We start from the raw sequence: 21,652 nt of genomic DNA, 5'->3' as shown, positions 1-21,652 counted from the left end.
GCCCTGCATTAACATTAAACATGAATGGTTTCTAAATTAGTAAGCACTTAGTATTTTGGGTTTTGACGCGTGATGCTTTTATTGACATCGGTTTCATTCTGAGGAAAAGGATATAACTCGTGTTTTCCTGTTATAAAATTGGTGATTGATGGATAAAAGTATGTTGAACGAATTAATTTGACAGCAGCACTTGTTTCAGCTAGTTTATCTGCCAGAATTCCCCATCTTATTAAATCTGCTCTGCGCATTCCTTCAAAAGAAAGTTCCCAAGCTCGTTCTTGCTGTAAGGCTTTAAAAAATGCAACTTTATCAAGACCGTTTGGCAGGTTTATTTCGGCTGTTGTTGGTTTAGGCAATAATCTTGCTGTGGCAGTTGCGCCAGAACCTTTTCCGTCTGTGCTAGTAATTGTTACTGTTGGCACAGAAGTATAACCATCTCCAGAACGAAGCATAGCAATAGTATTTACGCCTCCGCTGGCAAGGTTAACGACTGCTGCAGCAGCATCTGTACCGCCGCCTCCAGTAATTTGAATAACCACATTTGCAGCATTAGTATAGCCAGTTCCCTTTGTTTTTAAGTCAATTGCAATTCGACTTCCTTGAATGTCAGCGCCAAAAGCTCTTTTTCGAACTTGGTTTATAGCTTCGTAAGCTAGTGCATTTGGACCTTCGTTTAATTCATTTTCTACTTCTGCACGCATTAAAAGCAAGTCAGAATAACGCATAATTACCCAATTGATGTGTGTGTAGACTCTTTCTGCGGTTGCATTGGTCATAAATTCTCTGTTCCATTTTGAAACGGTCCATCTTTCGTCCTGATTGGTAGTCAAAAGCGGAATTTTATTCCCCAAATTATTAATCTGATAAGTGGCAATTGAGAAATCTCTTCTTTGATCTGCAGCATTAAAACTGCTGTAAAAAGGTTTCGGAACTAGACATCGTGCTATATTTGATGGATATACTCCGCTTGCTGTTGTTGGGCCGTTAAAATTTCCTACCCACGGTGCATTTCCAATATTCCCTGCAGGATTATAAAAAGCAACTTGAAAAATATTTTCTGTTGGTTCTAAAACGTGCTGACATTGGTTTTTAAATACTTTAGAATAAGACGGATTCAATTTGTACGGATTTTGAGCCATAACCTCATTGATTTCCTTCTGTGCAATTTTATAATAATCTTTATAATTGGCTGGACGTTTTATAACGCCATCAGCTCCTAAAGAATATCCTCCAGCAAACAAAGCTACTCTGGCAAGCATAGATTTTACACCCCATTTATTGATGCGCTCATCTGTTGGCATCTGATCTGGCAGAAGTAAAGCGGCTTCCTGCATGTCTTTTATAACCTGAGTATAAATTTCCTGACGATCTATCAGAGCACCATTAAGTTTATCTCCCGCTTGAGAACTTTTTGTTTTAAATGGCACATCTCCCCATAAACGTACGAGTTCTGAATAGTAAAATCCGCGAAGGAATTTAGCTTCGCCAAGAAAACGGTTTAATTGTTGTTTTTGAGTTTCTGTTCCGTTTGTGTACAATTCCATTTGCGGAATTCTTTCTATCACGACATTTGCCCTATCAATTCCTTCGTACAGTTTGCTCCAAGCCAAATAAAAGGTGTTGGTTTGCGAAATCCCTTGATAATGTGCAATTGTACGCCAGTCGTCGGCTCCAATTCCCGACATTTGTTCAATATCGGTATCAGCATCAAAAATTAATGAAATATTCCATCCATAACTGTCCATTGATGACATAGCTTCGTAAACTCCAAGCGTTGCCATATTGGCTTCGTTTACATCCGAGAAAAAGTTCGAAGTGGTAAAGTAAGAATAGGGTGTAACTTCTAGATCTTTGTCACAGGAATTAAGTGGTAATAGAAGACAGGTAATGCCTGCTAAAACAATTGCTTTGCGTGAAAATATATTGTGTTTCATTTTTTTAAACTTTAAATTATAATGAAATATTTAATCCTGTAACAAAGGATTTACTTCTAGGATAAGCACTAAAATCGACTCCTCTAGTGATAGCATTGTTAAGAACATTTACCTCAGGATCGTAACCAGAATACTTAGTAAATACATATAAGTTATAGGCCGTGAAATAGATTCTTAGGTTTGAGATTTTAGATTTTTTCAGCCAATCTTTTGGCAATGTATAACCTAAACTGATGTTGTTAATTCTTAAGAATGAACCGTCTTCTATGATATCGCTGTACAAACGTCCAGTTGTATTACCATTAAAAGCAGGATATTTTTTGCCCACATTTAAAGCCGTTAATTCATCTGGATCGGTAACACGTTGCCCAGCGGCATTAATTGTAGTCCATCGGTCTGCGTAGATGGCAAATGTGTTTAGATTGTCTAAGTTAAGTCTTGAATTGTTTAAAACATTGGCATTGTAAATATCGTTTCCAACAGTAAAATCAAGGAAAACGCTCAAATCAATTCCTTTATAGCTGAAAGTATTATTTAGACCTCCAGTATATTTTGGATTTGCATTTCCAATAATAGTTCTGTCCAAATCATTAATTACACCATCAGGTTTTCCGTCAGGACCGCTTATGTCTTTAAATTTGATAAATCCAGGCTGCACAACAATATTATCGCTTGCAACGCCCGATTTTAAAGTATACACTTTTGTAGTTGGGTTATAATCAAAATCGCTTACTTGATACAATCCATCATTTACATAACCGTACATAGTTCCAACAGGTTGTCCGACTTTAAGAATATAATCGTTCTTGTCTGTATAACTATTTGTAAGTAATGAAGTTTCTCCTTCGCTTAAAGCCAAAACTTTTGTTTTATTGAAAGCAATATTGAAAGTTGTGTTCCAGATAAAATTGTCGTTTTTAATATTTATAGTGTTCAAGGTAAATTCTAAACCACGGTTAGAAGTAGCTCCAATATTTTGAAACTGCTTTTTGAAGCCTGAACTTGCAGGAACACGTGTGTTGTAAAGAAGATCTTTAGATTTATTCTCGTACAATTCGGTCGTTAAAGAGATTCTTTGTTTAAAAAATCCTAAGTCAAAACCAATATTGGTTGATTTTGTAGCTTCCCATTTTAGGAACGGATTAGGAAGATTGTTTTGAAAAGCCGTGATATTGGTCTGGTTGTTTAAGGGATAAGAACCTGAATTAAAAATTCCCAAAGCAGCATAATTGGCAATTCTGTTATTTCCTGCTTCACCATAGCTTAAACGAAGTTTTAAATCTGAAAACACAGGAAGTTTTTGCATAAAATTCTCTTCGATAATTCTCCAAGCAAAAGATGCAGAAGGGAAGTAGCCCCATTGGTTTTCGGTTCCAAATTTAGAAGATCCGTCTGCTCTTAAACTGGCAGCAAATAAATACCTGTTTTTGAACGCGTAGTTGGCTTTTCCAAAGAAAGAAAGTAATTTGTCATCCTCTGCAAAAGTGGTCGGAATTCCAGCAATGGTTCCAAGCTGTAATTTATCCCAGCTTAAATTTACATTCGGAAAAGCAGATGCTGTTGCAGTAACGCCTTCTGCATAATTGTAGATGTATTCTTGCCCTACAGTAGCATCAAATTTGTGTTTTTTATTGAAAGTATTGCTGTACGTTAAAACGTTGTTATAGTTTAAACGAGTCCCGATATTGTGTGTTACTCCACCATTTGCACCGCCAGCTCTTATGGCCTGAATACCTCTTGAGTCATTGAAATATTTGCTTTTATTGCTATTGTCTGTATAACTTATTAATCCGCGGTAGATTAATTTTGGTGTAATATTGTATTGCAGCTGTAAGCTCATATTGATAGACCTATTTATGGCCTCTCTTTTCTGACTGTCAATTGTAATAAGCGGACTTTGGAATGTTGGCGAATCTTGATTGTCTAAAGGATCTACCAATAAAGTTTTAAGATCTTCATCAGAACCTGTTTTTCCAATTGTAGGTCTGTATTGCAATAAATTCTGTAGCATGCTTAACCTTGCATTTCCACCATCATTGGTAGAAAGTCCAGTAATTTTTTGATTCGAATAGTTTACAATCGCATTTACAGAGAATTTTTTACTGATATTGTTGATGACATTTAGTTTCACGATATTTTTTACAGAACCTGTTCCGAGCATAATTCCTTCATCATCATTTACAGAATAAAAAGCATTGTATTTAGTATCATTTTCGCCTCCGCTAATACTGATTTTGTGATATTGATTTACAACAGCGTTTCCGAAAACTTCATCTTGCCAGTTAATTCCTTTTCTGTTTTTGTAAAGCCCTTCTAACTCATCATAAGTACCATAAGCGCCTACAAATTTTTGCATTCTAGCATCATCTGTAGCAGATTCGTATATTAACTTGGTGTAATCATAAGGATTCATTACTTCAAGTTTTTTGGCAATGGTTTTTATTCCTCCATAAGTATCGTAGCTTATTGTAAGTTTTCCGCCTTTAGCTTTTTTGGTTGTTACTAAAACCACTCCGTTTGCACCTTGAGCACCATAAATAGAAGTCGACGCGGCATCTTTTAGAACATCAATAGATTCGATATCCATTGGATCTAAAAAACTTAATCCGCCAGTTTGTGCTACTCCGTCAACCACATACAACGGCTCGTTGCTTTGTGTGATAGAAGTTCCTCCTCTAATTTTTAAAGATGGTTCAGCGCCTGGAGTTCCGTCAGACATCGTTACTTGCATACCTGCAATGCGACCTTGCAACGCCTGTGCTACGTTCTGTACAGGAACTTTAGCTAATTCTTGACCTTTTACAGAAGAAATTGCTCCGGTAAGATCTTTTCTAGTTTTTGTTCCATAACCTACAACAACTACTTCATCAAGATTGTTAGTGTCATCAATTAGTTTGGTATTAATCTCTGTTCTGTTTTTAACATGTTCTTCTTTAGATTTTGTTCCGATAAAAGAAAACACAAGTATTGCGTTTGGTTTTACTTTAATTTGGTAATCCCCGTCCATAGAAGTTACAGTAGCATTTTGAGTTCCCTTTTCAGAAACTGTTGCTCCTGGCATTGGCAGATTTTGGGCATCGGTTACTTTACCAGTTACGGTAATTTTGTTTTGCCCATACATCATCTTACATGTGGTTAGCAGTAAGAATAAAAATATAATCCTTTTCATAATTTTTCTTTAAAGAGGAATTGGATAGTAAGTAGAATTCCTGTTGATATTATTTAAGTTGGTTTTGATCTTGTTTAGTAAGTCACCACATTTTTTATATTGACGCTGTGGAGAAAATTATAACAATAAATTAACTTGCGAAAAGGGGCAGGGGAATTTTACGTTTAGGCAATAAATATAAGTTTTGTAAAAGCCTGGTCATTTTTTTTGGATTAGTCATGTTTTTTGATTTTAATTGAAACAAATATAGAAATCGGGTTTCCATGACAGTTTTGAATGCGTCCAAAATGCTATTGAATTTGATTAATACGATACTTAAAGTCCTTTAAAATCAGGGTTTAATTAGTATTTAATGATGTTTTACTAAATTATTTTTTGATGCAAAGCTAGCAATTACGAGCATTCTCTAAATCGTTTGCGTAAAAATTATAAGTTAAGCGAAATGAAGCAAAATGTTACGTAAAATTATCTTTACAAATTCTACCAACGAAGTATTCCAACAGAATGAATTATTTTTAAAATATAAAAGCGCTTAAAATTAATTTTAAGCGCTTTTTGGAGAAATAAGATTTTTATATTTAGTTTAAACGAGTTTTAATTTCGCTTTTTTTGCCATCAATTAAAATGTTCAAACTAATAATTCCTTTATTGAAATCATTGTCCTTATTCGGTTGAATTTTAATATCTGGAGCTTTGTCTGCAAAAGGATAAACAATACTAATAAATAATTCTGTTTTTGCATCGTTTTTAGCTTTTTCGAAAGCAAATGCTGGTCTTGCTACTTCTTTCGCGTAAGCATAAGAAACTTTTCCAGTTTCTTCATTTAAAGCAAGTTTATCTGCATTTAAAGATTGAATTAAAAGATTATTTCCATCTTCGTAAGTTGTATATACTTTGTTGTTTGCTTTGTCAAAAACGGGTTTGCTGTCTTCTTTTAATTGAAAATGAACACCTAATTTACCAGTTGCTTTTCCGATTGCTTTATCGATTATTAAAAAGTATTTATTGTCAATAAACAAGACACTTCGTTGATGATTTAAATCGGTATAACTTGGATTGGTATACGTTAAAACATCTAAATTTTTACTTGTTGCCCAATTGTTTTGTGTTGCTTTGGTGATCACCATATTTTGATCGTCTAATGTCAAAGTGCTGTGGACTTTGGTTTGACGAAACCAGTTTCTTTTTTTTGTTACTTCTTCATCACCGCTGTAAATATAACAGCCTGAATCGGGCGTAAAATTTCGACCTTTAATCCAAAGTTCAAAAGTTCCATTGTCAGGTTGGGCGTGAAATTCTGCAGGCGGTCCAGCTTTTAGAATCATTATCGTTGACTGATTATTCCAACCATTTCTAAAAGTGTAAAATCCGCCGTTTGGTAACGCATTTGAAAGATAATCTGGCAGTTTTCCTTCCGCGCCGTCAGTTGCAAAATATTTGATTTGTGCATTTTCAGGAAACACTTTAGACCAGTTTTTAAACTGCTTTATTCTGCCTTCTTTATCGGCCAGCCACGAATCGCCAAACATTGGATAGTTGTAATTAGGAAACATCATGCTTATAGATGCCAAAATCATTTTTTCTATAGTCTGTGCATACGTATCGGGAAACTCTTTTGCTACACCAGCCATTTTAGCTGAATTATAAGCTTTCAAGAAAATATCAATGCAGGCAACATGATAAATAGGAGAAAGTTCCCATTGAACACCGTCAGGAAATACTTGAAGCTTAATTTCGCGATTCAGGATTTCGATACCGCTTTTGCGCCATGAATCAGCTTGCTTAAGTTCAGGAAAAAATGCTCCAGCTCCCAAAATACGTTGTGCTTCAAACAGCAAATGATTGCCTTCTTTACTGTAATGTTCCGGAATATAAGCGGCTTGTTTATTATAAGAATTTAAAAATTCCATTAAAAAAGCAGGAGTGAAGTTCGGAGAATTTACAAATAAATTGAATGTAGGAGGCAGACTTTGCACGCGATCTGATACTTCTAAAGGACGCCATGCAAAAGAATCATTTTCTCTAGAGCTTCCCAGATAATTCTTTTTCTCCCAATCGCGAAACTGGAAAATCCATTCTTTAGCATATTTTTCGTCTCCAGAACTGCGATAAGCCATTCCCATTGGTAGCCACCACGTAACTCTGTGCAATTGCCAGCGCACTTCATTGTCTTTTACAGGCCAATATTCCCAATTAATGTCTTTTCCATAATCATAAAATCCATAACCTTTTTGAGGCTGAAATTTATGGACTAAAGCATTATCTGCTTTTTCCTGATTTGCCTTGCCAATTTCTTTTCCGCGAAATCTATTTTCGTCCCCTGTATTAAAATCAGGATGTTTTATGGTTTTTCTATTGCGATAATAAGTCAGAAGCTCTCGTGCTGCTTCATCGTATTTGGCTGAGTTAAAAAGGCTGTTCACTTTTTCTAAGCCTTTATAATTCAGGTTTATTATTGCAAAACTTTCTTTCTTTATTGGAGTTTCCTGTGCATGGCTAAAGAACGATGCCAAAAGGAAAAACAATAAAACGGTATTTTTTTTAAAATTCTTCATTTAGGTTTTTAATTAATTGAGTTAGATAATTTTGTGGTTATAATTAAAAAGCTATCTGGATGATATTATCATACCAAAGATAGCTTTGTATTGTTTTAAATTTTAGTGAAAGCTCAAATAAAACTATAGTTTTGGTTGATTTCTTCTTTTAATTAAGTCTAATGGACAAGGTCTTTTTTTATGTGCCTTTCTTTTCCATTGATATTAATATTTAGATCAATTTTTCCTTGAGAAATATTATGCTCTGGATTTTCTATAATTTTTACTATTGGAGCTCTTTGCCCATCAAATGGAAGTAATAGGGTAACAAAACCTTGTGACTGTTGATTGTTTTTGGTTTTTTCAAAAGCAAAAGCTGGTCTTGGTGTTTCTTTTTGATATTCGTACGAAACAAAGCTAGATTCTTCTTTTAAAGCAATTCTTTCTTTATTAGGGACTTGTATCAACAGATTATTCCCATCTTGATAATGAGTTGTAATGGTATTGTCTGAAGAATTACTTGAAGCTTTGCTGTCTTCCTTAAGATTAAAATGAATTCCTAAATTGCCTGTTGCAGCTCCTATTGCTCGATCAATAATGAGAAAGAAAGTGTTGTCGATAAAAAGAAAAGTTCTTTCATGGTTTAAATCTTTATAACTTGGATTGCTATAAGACAAAATCTGAGTGTTTCCATCAGGTTGCCATTCTAATAGTTTAGCATCGTTTGTTATGTTTTGATTATCAAGTGTTAAAGTTTGATGCGCTTTAGTAGAACGGTACCAATCTCTTTTAGGATTTTCTTGATTACCCACATTTGCATAAACAAAACTGCCTGAATCTGGTGTGAAATTTCGGCCTTTTATCCAAAGTACAAAATTGCCATTGTCAGGATGAGAATGAAACTCAGCTGGAGGTCCAGCTTTAATCTGCATTACAGTTGCGGTGGTATCCCAACCATTTCTAAAAGCGTAAAAACCTGCATTTGGGAGACTGCTTGATAAATATTCTGGTTTCTTCCCTGATTTAAAGTTTGACGCATAATATTTGATAGTCTCATTTTTTGGAAAAACTTTTTCCCAAATCTGATAGTTCTTTAACATAGCGCTTTTATTTGTTATGAAAGAATTTCCATATAAGGGAAAAGTATAATCTGGAAATGAATATTTGCCAACTGCAAGCACCATTTTTTCGACTAGATTATTATAGCTTTCTGGAAATTCATTTTCCATTCCGTTTAATTGAGCAATCTGCAAAGCATCTAAAAATATTTTAATAGTTCCGATATGATAGGAGGGAGAAAGTTCAAATTGAACCCCATCAGGCAATAGCTGTTTTTGAATTTCTTCATTTAAAACAGTAATTCCGCTTTTGCGCCAAGCAGCGGCCTTCTTCATTTCAGGAAAAAAACTTCCTGCATACATCATATGAAGAGCTTCATACAATCTATGATTTCCAAGATCTGTATAATTTATAGATGCATATTCTGCTTGCTCATTATAAGAATTTAAAAATTCCATTAAAAAAGCAGGAGTAAAGTTTGGCGAATTTAAGAACATATTGAAATATGAAGACCAATGATTAAGCCTAAAAGAAACAACAAAAGCTTTCCAAGCAAAATCTTTTTCGTCAGGATATGTTCCTTGCTTGTTCTTTTTAATCCAATCGCGTGTTTCGAAAACCCACTCTTTTGCATATTTTTCATCTCCAGAGCTATTGTAAACTATACCTAATGATTCCCAAAAAGCAGTTCTATGTAAAAAGGTAGACAGTAATTGATCTTGTACAGGACGATATTGCCAATTAATGTCTTGTCCGTAATCATATGTTGGATAGCCTTTATGAGGTTTAAATTTGTGTATCAGAATATTATTGGCAAGTTCTAAGGTATTGTTATTAACCTTTTTTCCTTTTAATTTTTCTAAATCACTCTCATTAAAATTTAGATGCCGAACATCAGTGCGATTTCGATAATAATTTAATAGCTGGTTTGCAGCTTCTTCATATTTCGATAAAGAAACTAGTTTTTTTACTTTTTCAAGTCCTTTATAATCAAGATTTATAGTATTAAAACTAGATTTGGTTATCTGGACTTCTTGTGCAATAGTTTTTTGCATTAATAGTAAAACAAAGAGAAAGACGAAAGTTTTTGCAGAAAGACTCATTTTGATCTAATTTAGATTTCAAGTTTTTTTATCTCAGCATATCTTTTTAATGCTTCAAGGAAATAATAATCGGCATAATCAAGAGGTGTATCAATCTCTGAGTTATACAGAAAAGCTCCTACACTATGTTTTAGCAGAAAGAAATGATTTTCACCTTGTTTTGCCAAATAAGCATCTGATGATAATGATTTAAGAATTTCTTCTGCATAATCAACATATTTTTTTCCGTCTTTCACCTGAGTACTTAAATCTAAAAGAGCAGAAGCAATAACAGCTGCAGCAGATGCATCTCTTGGCGCTAGTTCTGCCGTATCTAAAGCATTATGGACATCAAAATCCCAAACAGGAACTTTGTCTTTTGGCATTCGCGGATGATTCATAATAAAAGATGCAATATTTTCTGCCTGAGTTAAAAATTTTGGATTTTTACTATTTGCATAACACATTGTATAGCCATATAGGCCCCAAGCTTGTCCGCGCGCCCATGAAGATTCATGCGTAACACCCTGATGAGTGCCTTTATGCAAAACCTTGCCTGTTTTTGGGTCATAATCTACTAAATGATATGAGCTGTAATCTTTCCTAAAATGATTTTTCATAGTAGTTGAAGCATGTGTATTGGCTGCTTTAGCATATTCAGGTTTGTCAAACTGATCGGCACTCCAATATAAATACTCCAAATTCATCATATTGTCTATAATTACAGGATAATGCAACCAAGGGAAATCCCAAGAACGGATGGTTCCTACAGTCGGACTAAAACGAGCATAAAGATTTGCTGCGCCATCTGCTAATGCTGGAAGATATGTTTTGTCTCCTGTAATTCTATAGGCATTTCCGTAAGAACAAAACAGCATAAAACCAACGTCGTGAGTATTTTTAATATTTCTGATAGAATCTAAGGCAAGTGTAAATTTCCTAGCTTCTTCACCCATTGTTTTATCGCCTGTAAGTTCATATCCGTACCATAAACTTCCTGGAAAGAATCCTGTTGTCCAATCGGTTATTCCTGCAAGACGAACTGTTCCGTCTGGATTAACAGATCTTGGATTTTTTCCAGGCACATAAGTTTGAGCGGCTTTGTTTAATTGAAAGTGTATTATCTCTGTTGTTTTTTTGAACCAAAGAGGAGAAGGATCATCTTTAGTCTTGGCTATAGCGTTTAATGCAGTAAATGTAAGTGCGAGAAATAAGTTGAAGGTTCTTTTCATAGTTTAATCGGTTTATCAATATTCGGATTTGGCTGAATATCTTTAAAGCGAAATTAAAATGGGCTACGAAAACCCTGTTTCAGTTTTTACTATAAATGTTTTGAATTTGTCTAAATGTGTTATTATAAGCGCTGAATCTCGTGATATAGTTATAAGACGTTCCTAAAGAGCATTCAAGATTAATCTAAATGGACTGTTAAAAAAATGGTTTCATTTTATAATTTGCAACATCATTGATCTTTTTTTTTTGTTATAAAATGTTTTTGTGAGATAACTTTGATACAATTAAACTGATCATAAACCTAACAAGCGCTACATTAAAAAAATACCCAACTGTAGCCACCATGCAAAACAAAATCATTTATTGTAAATTAAAATTAGAAATTATGAAAAAGTATCATTTATTAGTTGCTGTTTTTTTCTTTTCGCTGGCGATGTCGGCACAAAGTGCTCAATCATTTTTGCTTAATTTGTACGGAGGGTATACCTTTTCTGATAGGGTAGATTTTGATTCTTCTTACGGAAAAGTAGAAGATGGTTTTGAGTACGGTCTTGGTTTGGAATATTTTATAATGGATAATGCTTCTGTAGAATTAAAATACAATAGACTAGACACAAGTATGCCGTTATATACAAAGGGTACCATACCTAATAATGGCAATCCTATTCCTCCTGGAACTCAAGTTAATGCTGGAGACGATAAAGGTGCTATTAATTACATATTAGCAGATTATACGTATTATTTCGGATCAAGCTCTCAAAAGGCGCTTCCGTTTCTTGGTGCTGGTTTAGGAGTTGCTATTCTTGAAACGCCAAAAAGTGGCAGCGGAACTTATTTTGCATGGGAAATTAAAGGCGGTGTAAAAGTAAAGACCAATTCGCCTTTGTCAATTAATCTTCATGCTTATCTTCAGTCTATGTCAGCAGCTGTTGGATATGATTATTATTGGGATTACTATTGGGGACCAGTGGCAGTTACTGATTATGCATCAACATTTCAATTTGGCCTCGGAGCTTCGCTTAGTTACGATTTCAGCAAATAGTAATTGTGACGTAAATAGTTTAAAAAGGCCTGAGAGATATTTCTCAGGTTTTTTTTAAGTAATGTATTGCTCTTAGGAATAAAAAGGGACAAAAAAAGGAAACAGTCTTTTGAGATGTTTCCTTTTTTGTTTATGATATTTTTTAGAAAATTACTTTCCGCTAGATGCTGTAATTTTTCCTAGCTGTAATCTGTAGTCAGGTCTTCTTGCATTGTAGATATCCACAAAAGTTTCTTTATTGTCGGTTTGTGAATATACATTCGAGAAAATGCTGTTACCGTACCAGTTTTCTAAATCAGAATTATCTTTGTTGTTTTCTGTAAAAATGTTTCCACTGCATTGGTTAAAAAACATTTCTTCAAATTTGATTTTCTTTAAGTTGTCAGCATTTATTGCAGTCTGGCTATCTAATAAAACCGCTGGGTTAAAGCCTGAAACAACACTTCTTTTTAGTTCTAAAGAGGCATTATCAGCCACATAAATTGCTTCTTTTACTAAACCTGATTGTATATCGGCTTTAATATTTTCGCTATCATTTAGCATGGTAAGATTAGAAGCTGAAACAAAAGTAGATTTTCTAGTAAAGTCTGTTTCACTTTTCTTTTCATAAGCTTTTACTTCAAGGCATCTTGAACCATCTTTGTTACTTGATAAGTATGAAGATCTCACTGCTAATGAATTGAATAAACGGCATTGTGCTCCTTGAGTGATTTTAAAATCGTCGTTAATTGATTTATACGAAACCAATTGAGAAGCATTAACATCTCCACCATAAAAGGCGAAAGAGTCGCCACCAGAGTAGCTCACCATAATATTTTCTAACACGGTTTTGTTTCCAGCTCCTGCAACAGTAAGTCCGTTAAAACTATCTGCTCCTTTTACTTTTCGACCTGCAAATTCAATTCTCACAAATTTTAAAACTCCCGAACTACTTGCAACATTGTTTCCTCCGTATACAGTAAGACTAGGATCAAGATCCATATTGTATGAGCCTGCACCACCAAATTTGTTGATAGGTGCATCGCCAAGAATTACTAAACCTCCCCAGTCACCAGCTTTTTTCATGCTAGCATTTGAAGTAAATATAATAGGATCGGTTTCTTGACCTTCAGCCATAATTTTGGATCCTTTAGAAATAATAAGAGTTCCTTTGCTTGCAGCATCTCCAATGATTACCGTACCTGGATCAATCGTAAGAACAGCATTATTAGTAACATATACATTTCCTTGTAGGATGTATACATTCTTTTTCATCAGTTTAGTGTTCTCGGTAATATTTCCGGCAAGTATTTGGTTTGCTTCTTTAGAATCAGATTTTTGCGGTTTGAATTCTGTCCAGTTGTCTAGCCAGTTTGCATATCCGATAATTCCTTTTTCTTGTTGTGCGTTTACGCTTGCGGCAAACAGCAGACAGATCATTAGAGTAATTTTTTTCATAGTCTTGGGGCTATTTGGTATTACATATTTTCTTGTAGGTTTTGGAAAAGAAATTTAGAGTTTTTTAATAGCATCTGAAAAAAAAATTATCAGCAACTATAAGAAATTTTAAAGTCCGTTTCCTGAAACACCTATTACAAAAATAAGCAAAATGATTAGAGTTTACGGGAGTTTACTTAATATTTAACATTTGTTGAAGCGAAGTTTAACATAGTAGGCATTTTTCTTTCTTCTTTTTACTTGCACTTGTGTGCTTTAAACAATAATTCTGTTTTATATGTGAACTGAATGTCTTGCTATCATTAGTAAGTCTTTAGATTATAAAACAAATTTACAATTGTAACACACCAGATGCAATACCTGTTTTCATGGATATTTATGATTTAAAAATGTTGCTTTGTTTTATTCAAATTTCGATTTCCTGATAAGTTCTAAATCTTGATAATATAGAAATATTCTAAAATGTTTATAAAAGGCAACCGATTGTTTTTGTAATTGCCAGTGAAGTTCTGTTTTTTAAAATTTTTTAAATAAAATTAAGGTTATTGTAGTTTATATATAGCTTTTTCAGTTTTTTTCTTTAAATATTGGCTTTATATCTTCTTCTTTAATTTATGCTTTTTATTTTTTCTTTAATTCTAAGATAATATTTATTCGTTTTATAAAAGATTATGCAGCTGTATATTGATTTATTTCTAAATAATTCAAACTAAAAATATGTATAATGTTTTTTTATTGTATTTTTTTGAGTAATAATTAAAAAAATAATTACACAACCGATTGTTTTTTGTAAAAAAGATATATATTTGTTTCAAAAACTATTTACCCTGTTGGTAGTATAGTTTTTAATACGCTAACTAAACCATAAACCATATTTTAATTTTAAATCAATTTTTATGACTAACTTTTTTGTTACAAGTCAATCAAAGCTTCTCAATTGCTTTGGTTTTTTGATCATAATGTTTGTCTTTTCGATTCAGTCGAATGCACAAACAATAGTCACCGGGACAGTCTCAGATGATAAGGGACCAATACCTGGAGCTAATGTAAATGTAAAAGGGACAAAGACTGGTGTTAGTACCGGTTTCGACGGTACTTATTCTATTGACGTGCCTTCTAATGGAGTACTTGTTTTCAGTTTTTTAGGTTTTACAAGCCGTGAAATAGGGGTAAACGGACAGAAAAAGATTAATGTAAAGCTAGAGGAAGATTCTAATAATTTAAAAGAAGTAGTAGTGATTGGCTATGGAGCCCAGCGTAAAGAGGCTGTGACAGGATCTGTTGCTTCAATTAAGGGAAGCGAAATAAGAGAGGTTCCTTCTGCTAATATTACTCAGTCTATGCAGGGGCGTCTTCCAGGTGTACAGATTACACAGACTTCTACTAAACCAGGTGCTGCTATGCAAATTCGTATTCGTGGAACTCGCTCATTAACTGCGGGTAATGATCCTTTGGTAGTGCTTGACGGTATTCCGTTTTCAGGTACGTTAGCAGATATCAGTCCAGAAGATATCAAAAGTGTAGATATTTTAAAAGATGCATCAGCGACAGCAATTTATGGGTCTCGAGGTGCAAATGGAGTTATTTTGGTAACGAGTAACAGAGGAAGTAAAGGACAGCGAACGTCAATTGCTTATAATACTTACACTGGATATAAGACTGCTGTAAAGTATCCAATGATGGAGGGGCCAAAATATGTTGAATTTCGTAAACTGGCAGGAAAGAATCTTGTAAACGGAATTGATGAAGCTGATGATGTAAATACCGACTGGCAAGATCTGTTTTATAGAACAGGAATCGTGACCAATCACGATATCGCAGTTACTGGAGGAACAGAAAATGGAAATTATAATGTCGGAGTTAATTATTATAAAGATCAAGCGGTCATTCCAGGATCTGAGTATAATAGATATTCTATTCGTGCAGCTTTAGATCAAGAAATTGGCATTTTTAAAATAGGATTTTCTTCGAATAATAATTACAGCATAACTGATGGTGCTAGTTTGGGAATGTATGGGGTTTTAAGTATGTCTCCTATTGCAAATCCTTATAATGAAGACGGATCGCTAAAAAGAACAGTAAAAATGCCTCAGGACGAAAACTGGGTGTATACAAGAGAAAGCATGAGAAATCTTGGCGATAAATGGGCAGATACAAATAAGGCTTTTGGTTCTTATAATTCGATCTATGGCGAACTTAAGATACCTGCAGTTGAGGGATTAAAAGCTCGTGTGAATTTAGGAGGCAACTATAGAACAAGTAATTCAGGCACTTATACTGGTATTGGAGTTTTTAATGCAAATCCAGATAACCCAAATGTGGCTTCAATTGGAAATTCGCAATCTACAAGCTGGACCGTCGAATCATTGCTTACATACGATCGAACATTTGCTGAGAAGCATAAAATTAATGCTTTAGCTATGTATTCATCAGCACAGGATACCTATAATAGTTCGTTAATTTCAAGAAGAAATATCGCGGGAGATAGTTTCCAGTATTTTAATTTAGGACAAACTTCTACAGGTGATAATGATGATATTACAATAAATAACGGAAATCAAACTTATACTCAAAGCGGTTTAATTTCTTATATGGGGCGTGTAATGTATTCTTATGCTGATCGTTACATGATAAGCGCGACAGTACGTTCGGATGCATCATCTCGTCTTGCACCTTCTAATCAGTGGCATACTTATCCAGCATTTTCAGCAGGATGGAATATTAGTAAAGAGTCTTTCATGAAAAATGTGAAGTGGGTAAATTCATTAAAACTTAGAGGAGGATATGGACAGACCTCTAATCAGTCAGTTGCTCCTTATGCAACGTTAGGATATTTAAGTACAAGACCTTATAATTTTGGAGCAAACAATGCAACAGGATATTACGTTTCAACTCTTCCAAATCCTAATTTAGGATGGGAGTATTCTATAACGACTAATGTCGGATTGGATTTTTCGCTTTTTAATAACAGATTATCAGGAACAGCTGAATATTACACTACAGATACAAAAGATCTTCTATTGAGTGTTAATCTTCCTGTAACTTCAGGAGTTAGTTCATATGTTGGAAACGTGGGATCAACCCAGAACAAAGGTTGGGAACTTAGCCTTAATGGTGTAATTCTGGATAATTATAATGGATGGACTTGGGATGCAGGCGTTAACATTTACAGTAACAAAAACAAATTAGTATCTCTTGCTTCAGGCATGACAGAAGATCAGAATAACTGGTGGTTTGTTGGAAAGCCTCTTAATGTTATATATGATTACAAAAAAGTAGGAATATGGCAAACTGATGCTGAAGCAAAACAATATGAAGGTCCTGCGGGCCAAGCTGGTATGATAAGAGTTGCTTATACTGGAGATTATAATGCTGATGGAACTCCAACAAGATTGATTGGGGCAGAAGACAGACAGGTTTTAAATGCTGATCCTGATTTTCAAGGTGGTTTTAACACTAGAGTAGCCTATAAAAATTTTGATATAAGCGTTGTTGGTCTTTTTCAAAGTGGAGGTATTTTAAATAGTATACTTTATGGTTCTAATGGATATTTAAATATTAATGATGGTCGACGTGGACAAATTGATGTGGATTACTGGACGCCAGAGAATACAGATGCTCAATTTCCGAAACCAGGAGGTCCCACAGAAAGTAATAATCCTAAGTATGGCTCGACTTCTGGCTATTTTGATGGTTCATTTGTGAAGTTAAAAACTATTACTCTTGGATACAGTTTGAATAAACAATGGATTAAAAGCGCAGGTATGGAAAAACTAAAACTTTACTGCACAATTCAGAATCCATGGGTAATTTATTCTCCATATCACAAAGTATCCGGACTGGATCCTGAGACAAACTCTTATGCAAATGACGCATCAAATATGGCTGTTGCCTATTCAGGAAATTTAAGCCGTCTATTAACTGTGGGGTACAATACGCCTCAGTCGCGCAACCTGATTTTGGGACTTAATATAATTTTTTAAACAGACAGAAAATGAAACATATTAAAGTAAAAAAAAGCATTATAACGGCACTTGCTTCAATTTTTCTGGCAGGATGTTCCGATAATATTTTAGAAGAGAACCCGAGGGCTATTTTTACGCCAGACTATTTTTCTACTCAGGAAGGTGTAATGGGAGGAATAACTTCTATGTATGGACATTTAAGATACATGTACGGAAGTGGTTATTTTTTAAATACTGGACAGATTGCAACTGATGAGTCAACTTGGGGGCAGAATTCAGATGGAAATGTTAAAAATCTTGATTTTTCTGGAGTTGGTGTTATTAATGCTCAAACCAGTAATACAGGTATTGTTTGGGGAAATACTTTTCCAAATATCAATACAGCAAGCGGAGTAATTGAGAATGCTTCCAAAATAGGAACTATCTCTCCAGCACTTATTGCCGAAGCAAGATTTTTTAGAGCTTTTGATTATTTTTTATTAGTACAGACTTTTGGTGGTGTGCCTTTGGACTTAGGGGCAGGAGAATTGAGATTTAATTCTTCTACAGTAAGAACTTCTGTACGTAACACAGTTCCAGAAGTCTACAGTAAAGCGATATTTCCAGATTTAAAAAAGGCAGTTGAGGATTTACCTGTTTCGGGTCGTGTAACAGGAGGTCTTACTAAAACGGCAGCACGTTTTTACCTTGCAAAAGCCTACCTGACATTTGCATGGTGGCTTGAAAACCCAAATAATATACCAACTTACCCGTTAAGCGACCGTAAAGATTTAGACGGACATGACGCGGCTTGGTATTATCAGCAAGCTTATGATGTTGCCGTAGAAGCAATTAATAATCCAGGTCCTTTTGGATTGCTTCCTTCTTTTTATGAAGTAAGCGTAGGTAAAAATGACCGTAATAAAGAAATGCTCTTATATGCTGATCACACAGAGACAAGTTCTCTTTACAACGGTGGTGATCTTAGCTATAGCGGTGGAGGCTTTAGCACCGATTATTTTGCCGGATGGTTTGGTCAGTTTAACTATACAGGGGTAAGAAGCTCTTCAAGCAGCAGCAACTGGGCATCTGTAAGTTCTGTGCAACGTGAGGCAGAACAGCATTTGGGAAGACCTTGGACTATGTTAGCACCACCTATAGAAGTATTTAAAAAGACATTTGCCGATAAAACAAATGATTCGCGTTATGATGGTACCTTTACCACAGTTTATCGCGGAAACTGGGCAAAAGCAGGAATTAGCTCTCCAGTATTATATAATGCTAATTATCTTCCAATAGCAAACGGAGACGCAGTTCTAACGTTTTTAAATGATGATACTCCAGGAATTGATTATTCTAACTCGGTGTTTAACAGTTCAATTGGTGCAGGAGTTTTACCAGGAAGAGCAGATTTTGTAATTGAGCCAAGGGTAATTTCAAGAATATGTTATCCTGGGAACTGGAAATTAGGCCCTTACCGTACAGATAACGGAACAGGTTTAGGATCTCCTAACGGAAGTAGTACGCGTCCTTTTCCAATAGCAAAATTTTCAGAACTATATTTTGTTGCTGCTGAAGCTGCTGTTAAAGGAGCATCTGTGCAAGGAGGAAAAACAGCGCGAGATTTAATTAATGTGATTCGTGCTCGTGCTGGAAAATGGACTTTTGATAATAATGGAAACAAAGTAAAAACACAGGACAACAGTGCAGCAATGACGGCAGCTACTCCTTTAGTTATAGATATTGATTATATTTTGGCTGAACGTTCCAGAGAATATTTTGGAGAAGGTTACAGATGGTATGATCTAGTGCGAACGCAAAAATGGACTGAGTATGGAAATTCGTTTTCAATTGCAGGAGCCACTAATCCAAATGATTGGAAAGACCACAGTGTTAAAGTCTTTACAAGAACAATTACGCCTGAGAATTATCTACGTCCTATACCAACAAGTCAGCTTGATGGTATGCAAATGACGGCAGAAGAAAAAGCAGCCTATCAGAATCCGGGGTATTAATCTCTTTAAGTTTAGTTTAAGTTAGTTGAAAAAAGAGCGGAAGTTTTTCTTCCGCTTTTTTAATTTTTTTATGAGCTTACTTTCAATTAGCGACAAACAGATTTGATTGAACGATTTTATTTAAGAATAAAAAAAAACGAGTTAAAGTATATTTAACTCGTTTTTTTGTTATTCAGATGTATTTAAATGAAAATTTAAATTTTGCTTTCATCATCAACAGCATCTTGCCATTTGTCCCAAACTTTTACTCCTGCGTCATAACCATCATATCCAAAGTTTTGGCTTAACTGACCTTTGATATTTGGTTCGATAGCAAGTCTATATGGAATTGGCCAATAATTATTACGCTTATCCATAGAATAAAACTTTACACCTGGTTTAATAGCAATACCTGCCGGATATTTATTGTAAAGAGTGTAATGAACAATACGTTGCCACCAGTAGCTTCCGCCAGTAGCATCTTTCCCTGATTGTTTATCCCAAGTATCTTTATTATAAGTATTTCCCCACTCGTCTGCTTTTCCGCTTAGAGCCAGACAGTGCGAGATACGTTTTAACTCTACATTTCGCCATTCTTCCATATAAAGTTCTCTTCCTCTTTCGGCACAAATATCACCAATAGTTACTGTAGTATACATTTGTGAAGCTTTTGCTCTTGTTCTCACTACATTCACATCTTGAGCTGCTCCAGAAACATTGCCTTGATAAAAACGTGCTTCAGCGCGCAACAAATAAGTTTCAGCTAAACGATAAATGTACATATGCGCGCTTGCTCCCGCAGTAGCACCTTGAAAATCATTTGCAGCTGGATTTGCTTCTGCTACAACATCATGATAAAATATTTTATAATGTGGAAAATCATACCAATCACGAATAGAATCTTGTGCTAACAATTTTCCAGATGCATCTTTCATTCTAAAATTTTGTCCTGCCCATGTTGCGCTTCCTCCAGCTCCAGGAGCATATTTCAAATTCTCCATGTTTACCCAGTTGCCAACAGTACTGTTATGTCTAAGATCTACTTTATCCTCAACGCCATTTACAACCCACATAGGATGCTGTGAATAATAAGAACCACTGATTGTACCAATACCACGACCAATTGCTCTTTGATAATCATATTTTGCATTATAATTTGTTTTATCATTTGATGGAAAACGAGGCGCTGCTGTTTTTCCGTCAGGAGTAATTAAGTTGGCATCATTCCAGTTTGGACCAAAAATTCTCATTGAAGAAAATGCTAAGAATGATTGCGCTCCTCCATTTGGCGCTATCAAGATAGCCTCAGTGTTTGCAGCAATTACTTTATTCTCAGGTCTGTGCAAATCCCAAATTACATTTCTTGTAATAGGCCATGCTGTTGGGTTTCCTCCTGGATCAAAAATTCCCAAAGTATTTTGCACTAATGCATAGCCAGATTGATTGATCAAAATATTAGCTTGCGCTTCAGCATCAGCAAATCTGCCAGAGGCTAAGTAACATTTAATCAATAACTGACGGCAAGCACCTTTACTAATCATTCCAACATATCCAATTTTTGCTTGCTCTGGAACCCATTCTACAGCTTTCTCCATATCTGCTGTAATCATTTCTATGATGGCTTCTTTTTTAGTAGAATAATAGCTCTGCTTTGGAACTTCTAAAATTTTAGTAATCAAAGGAATGTCTCCAAATTGATATACTAAGTTAAGATAACGGTATGCTCTATGAAAATAAGCCTGCCCGATATATTTACGTTTAACATCTTCTGTTAAAGTCGTCACTCTGTCAATATAGGTTAATACAGTATTAGCATTCTTAATTCCTGTATAAGCTTCAGTCCAAAGAAAACCAAGATATAAATGTTCACCACCTGCATCTCTTCTATAATCTGTAGTAGGTACAATTGTATTAGCATAATCGGCAATATTGCTGCCTGTATCGGTTTTTCCATATTGCGCCATGTCAGAGAAAAGATATTCTGTACCAATTGGCACACTAACCCCAGAATAACCGTAGTGAATATAATTATTTCTTAGCTGTTTATCGCAAAGTGCTAAAGTTGCCTGCAATCCGGACTCTGTAGAAAATGTGGTTTCTGGCTCGTAAAACGAAAGCGGATCTGCTTCGAGAAAATCTTTCGAACAAGAACTAGAAAGTGCTGCCAATAGTACAAAAGGCACTAGTCTTGAAATGCTGTTTTTTATATATTTTTTCATTGTTG

Annotated in this window: 10 protein-coding genes; 3 read left to right on the top strand and 7 right to left on the bottom strand. The window is 34.9% G+C overall.

The window, feature by feature from the left end; genetic code table 11:
- Positions 1 to 47 precede the first annotated feature (47 nt).
- From JI750_RS21920 to JI750_RS21900, 5 genes are all read right to left on the bottom strand, one after another.
- Positions 48 to 1,934, bottom strand: a complete 1,887-nt coding sequence (locus tag JI750_RS21920) for a RagB/SusD family nutrient uptake outer membrane protein (protein ID WP_202006537.1) — start codon at positions 1,932 to 1,934, stop codon at positions 48 to 50.
- 16 nt (positions 1,935 to 1,950) lie between these two features.
- Complete coding sequence (locus JI750_RS21915) at positions 1,951 to 5,103, bottom strand: SusC/RagA family TonB-linked outer membrane protein (protein ID WP_236673133.1); 3,153 nt, start codon at positions 5,101 to 5,103, stop codon at positions 1,951 to 1,953.
- Positions 5,104 to 5,681: 578 nt separating this feature from the next.
- Positions 5,682 to 7,658, bottom strand: a complete 1,977-nt coding sequence (gene hepC, locus JI750_RS21910) for a heparin-sulfate lyase HepC (protein WP_202006536.1) — start codon at positions 7,656 to 7,658, stop codon at positions 5,682 to 5,684.
- Positions 7,659 to 7,816: 158 nt separating this feature from the next.
- Positions 7,817 to 9,799 (bottom strand): heparin-sulfate lyase HepC, encoded by a 1,983-nt coding sequence (gene hepC, locus JI750_RS21905; RefSeq protein ID WP_202006535.1) that lies wholly within the window; start codon positions 9,797 to 9,799, stop codon positions 7,817 to 7,819.
- A gap of 11 nt (positions 9,800 to 9,810) precedes the next feature.
- Complete coding sequence (locus tag JI750_RS21900; protein ID WP_202006534.1) at positions 9,811 to 11,010, bottom strand: glycoside hydrolase family 88 protein; 1,200 nt, start codon at positions 11,008 to 11,010, stop codon at positions 9,811 to 9,813.
- Between the two features lie 386 nt (positions 11,011 to 11,396).
- On the opposite strand from JI750_RS21900, the gene JI750_RS21895 reads away from it, so the two are divergent.
- On the top strand, positions 11,397 to 12,053 hold the full coding sequence (locus JI750_RS21895; RefSeq protein ID WP_202006533.1) for an outer membrane beta-barrel protein: 657 nt from the start codon (positions 11,397 to 11,399) through the stop codon (positions 12,051 to 12,053).
- A gap of 150 nt (positions 12,054 to 12,203) precedes the next feature.
- Here the strand turns inward: JI750_RS21895 and JI750_RS21890 are convergent, their stop codons facing one another.
- Complete coding sequence (locus tag JI750_RS21890) at positions 12,204 to 13,490, bottom strand: beta-helix domain-containing protein (protein ID WP_202006532.1); 1,287 nt, start codon at positions 13,488 to 13,490, stop codon at positions 12,204 to 12,206.
- A gap of 896 nt (positions 13,491 to 14,386) precedes the next feature.
- Here JI750_RS21890 and JI750_RS21885 point away from each other — a divergent pair.
- Together JI750_RS21885 and JI750_RS21880 are read left to right on the top strand one after the other, a co-directional pair.
- On the top strand, positions 14,387 to 17,473 hold the full coding sequence (locus tag JI750_RS21885) for a SusC/RagA family TonB-linked outer membrane protein (protein WP_202006531.1): 3,087 nt from the start codon (positions 14,387 to 14,389) through the stop codon (positions 17,471 to 17,473).
- An 11-nt stretch (positions 17,474 to 17,484) separates the two neighbouring features.
- A complete protein-coding gene (locus tag JI750_RS21880; protein ID WP_202006530.1) occupies positions 17,485 to 19,449 on the top strand; it encodes a RagB/SusD family nutrient uptake outer membrane protein in 1,965 nt (654 codons plus the stop codon).
- A gap of 194 nt (positions 19,450 to 19,643) precedes the next feature.
- Here JI750_RS21880 and JI750_RS21875 read toward each other — a convergent pair whose 3' ends face one another.
- Positions 19,644 to 21,647, bottom strand: coding sequence for a RagB/SusD family nutrient uptake outer membrane protein (locus tag JI750_RS21875; protein WP_202006529.1), 2,004 nt, complete (start codon positions 21,645 to 21,647; stop codon positions 19,644 to 19,646).
- Positions 21,648 to 21,652 lie beyond the last annotated feature (5 nt).

This window comes from Flavobacterium tagetis (genome assembly GCF_016735615.1).
GTDB classification, from domain to species: domain Bacteria; phylum Bacteroidota; class Bacteroidia; order Flavobacteriales; family Flavobacteriaceae; genus Flavobacterium; species Flavobacterium tagetis.
This window is presented reverse-complemented; position numbering and strand designations above follow the sequence as displayed.

What these genes read in the sequence shown, in the direction of transcription:
- JI750_RS21875 (WP_202006529.1), bottom strand. Translation starts at nt 21,647, where the DNA reads ATGAAAAAATATATAAAAAACAGCATTTCAAGACTAGTGCCTTTTGTA.
- hepC (WP_202006536.1), bottom strand. Translation starts at nt 7,658, where the DNA reads ATGAAGAATTTTAAAAAAAATACCGTTTTATTGTTTTTCCTTTTGGCA.
- JI750_RS21900 (WP_202006534.1), bottom strand. Translation starts at nt 11,010, where the DNA reads ATGAAAAGAACCTTCAACTTATTTCTCGCACTTACATTTACTGCATTA.
- JI750_RS21915 (WP_236673133.1), bottom strand. Translation starts at nt 5,103, where the DNA reads ATGAAAAGGATTATATTTTTATTCTTACTGCTAACCACATGTAAGATG.
- JI750_RS21890 (WP_202006532.1), bottom strand. Translation starts at nt 13,490, where the DNA reads ATGAAAAAAATTACTCTAATGATCTGTCTGCTGTTTGCCGCAAGCGTA.
- JI750_RS21885 (WP_202006531.1), top strand. Translation starts at nt 14,387, where the DNA reads ATGACTAACTTTTTTGTTACAAGTCAATCAAAGCTTCTCAATTGCTTT.
- JI750_RS21880 (WP_202006530.1), top strand. Translation starts at nt 17,485, where the DNA reads ATGAAACATATTAAAGTAAAAAAAAGCATTATAACGGCACTTGCTTCA.
- JI750_RS21920 (WP_202006537.1), bottom strand. Translation starts at nt 1,934, where the DNA reads ATGAAACACAATATATTTTCACGCAAAGCAATTGTTTTAGCAGGCATT.
- JI750_RS21895 (WP_202006533.1), top strand. Translation starts at nt 11,397, where the DNA reads ATGAAAAAGTATCATTTATTAGTTGCTGTTTTTTTCTTTTCGCTGGCG.
- hepC (WP_202006535.1), bottom strand. Translation starts at nt 9,799, where the DNA reads ATGAGTCTTTCTGCAAAAACTTTCGTCTTTCTCTTTGTTTTACTATTA.